General features: G+C 40.1%; 1 protein-coding gene. It reads right to left on the bottom strand.

Going from position 1 to position 1,562, the window contains the following annotated elements; all coding sequences use genetic code 11:
* Positions 1-204: 204 nt before the first annotated feature.
* Positions 205-1,521 carry an IS91 family transposase gene (locus AC6I5A_RS06155; RefSeq protein ID WP_497900545.1) on the bottom strand — a complete coding sequence of 439 codons (1,317 nt, stop codon included), beginning with the start codon at positions 1,519-1,521 and terminating at the stop codon, positions 205-207.
* Positions 1,522-1,562 lie beyond the last annotated feature (41 nt).

Genomic DNA, 1,562 nt, shown 5'->3' with positions numbered 1-1,562 from the left:
TAAGAAAAACCTCGGCTATGCCTCGGTCCTTTTATTCATTCTATGACATCCGTAATTTTATACTCATTCCCATGAAGGCCCTTATAATACTCTGGATACATGGTGCCACCACATTTCTCACAACTAAACTGGGGTGGTGCCGTCGGATCCCCATCATCCATTGCATCCATGGTTCTGACAACATCTAAGGGGATCTCCTCATATTCATGACACTCCAAACATATATAACTGATCACACCCTGACATTCCCCCATCTTCCTGGAGTTTGAGTTTTGGTCTCTTTTCTTCTTCTTTTTTAGGTTTCGCGACTTTGATACCGGTGAAATTATAAATCATCCTTTCCATGTAGTTTCTTGCAGTCTCGTCACTGGCATATTTGATCTCCAATTGGCCGTCTTTTAGACACACTGCTCCCTTAAATTCATAGTAATTTTCACAATGTGGGCATATCATCGGGTCTTTACCCGTTTGTTCCTTGATACGTTGCTGCCAGTTTCTGCGTTTGACGATCTTCTTAATGTTGACGATCCATTTCCTAACTTCTTTTTGCCAATTAGAAATTAGTTTCTTGCTAATTACTTTAATTCGTCGTGAATAAATCCCGTAATATCTGATCGTTTTGAACTGCTCATCGGGTATGTGAACGATTAATCTTTTGATAAATTCTTCCACAGTTGTGGTTTCCAGTTTTTCTTGTCCGTCCTTTTTATCATGATATCGAAAGGTTACATATTGACCACCATAATCTTCAATTCGATGCAATGCTATGGCTGGTCGGCGCATATACCGGCCTATGTAACCTATTTGCACTTTAACATTCCCCTTCTGTTTCGGTGCATGAACATAGAACCCTTTTCCATTGGCACTATAGGCCTTTTGCAATAAGTGTTGAACCTTCTTCTTCTCACTTTCGCTTAGTGAACGACGTATTAATTTCAAGACAACTGTCTGCCATTGTTTTCGCAACATGGGAAACGGTATAAAGTCGTAGACTTTCCATTCTCCATGCTTTTTCATCCCTCCCATGGTTACTAGCATATGAACATGTGGATTGAAATTCATTCGAGCTCCAAAGGTATGTAAACCAGCTATTATGCCGGGTGTCATTTTATTTTTCTTCTTAAACCAGTCTTGAACAATCTTTGCTGATTCATCCATAAGGTCTTTTAAGAGTTCTCTATGCATCTGGAAGATGACTCTTAGTCCTTCGTCAATCGTAAATATGACATGCCGATGATTGACTTGTACAACCTCTTCCTCAATCATTCGGCTCCATTCCTCTGTCTCACCACTAGAACACGTTGTGCAAAACCGTCCTTTACAGCGAAACGGCACGATCTTCACATCATGGCAAGCTTCACAGACTAGAAGTTTGAATCCATGTTTTGGATCCCCGCATCTGTGAAATTTCTCCACCTCTTTTATAACGATTGGTCGTATACGTTCTCCATGTTTTTCTACGAACGTTTCCCAATGCCTATGTTTATCGAAAAATATCTCTCTTAAGATGTTCTCTTTCATATTCTCATAATACCAAATTCGCAAGTAAAGGGGGACCCTAA

It is taken from the genome of Desulfosporosinus sp. Tol-M2 (genome assembly GCF_059735615.1).
This window is presented reverse-complemented; position numbering and strand designations above follow the sequence as displayed.

Bases quoted from the DNA above. Each gene is read 5' to 3' on its own strand.
- AC6I5A_RS06155 (WP_497900545.1), bottom strand. From the start codon at position 1,521: ATGAAAGAGAACATCTTAAGAGAGATATTTTTCGATAAACATAGGCAT.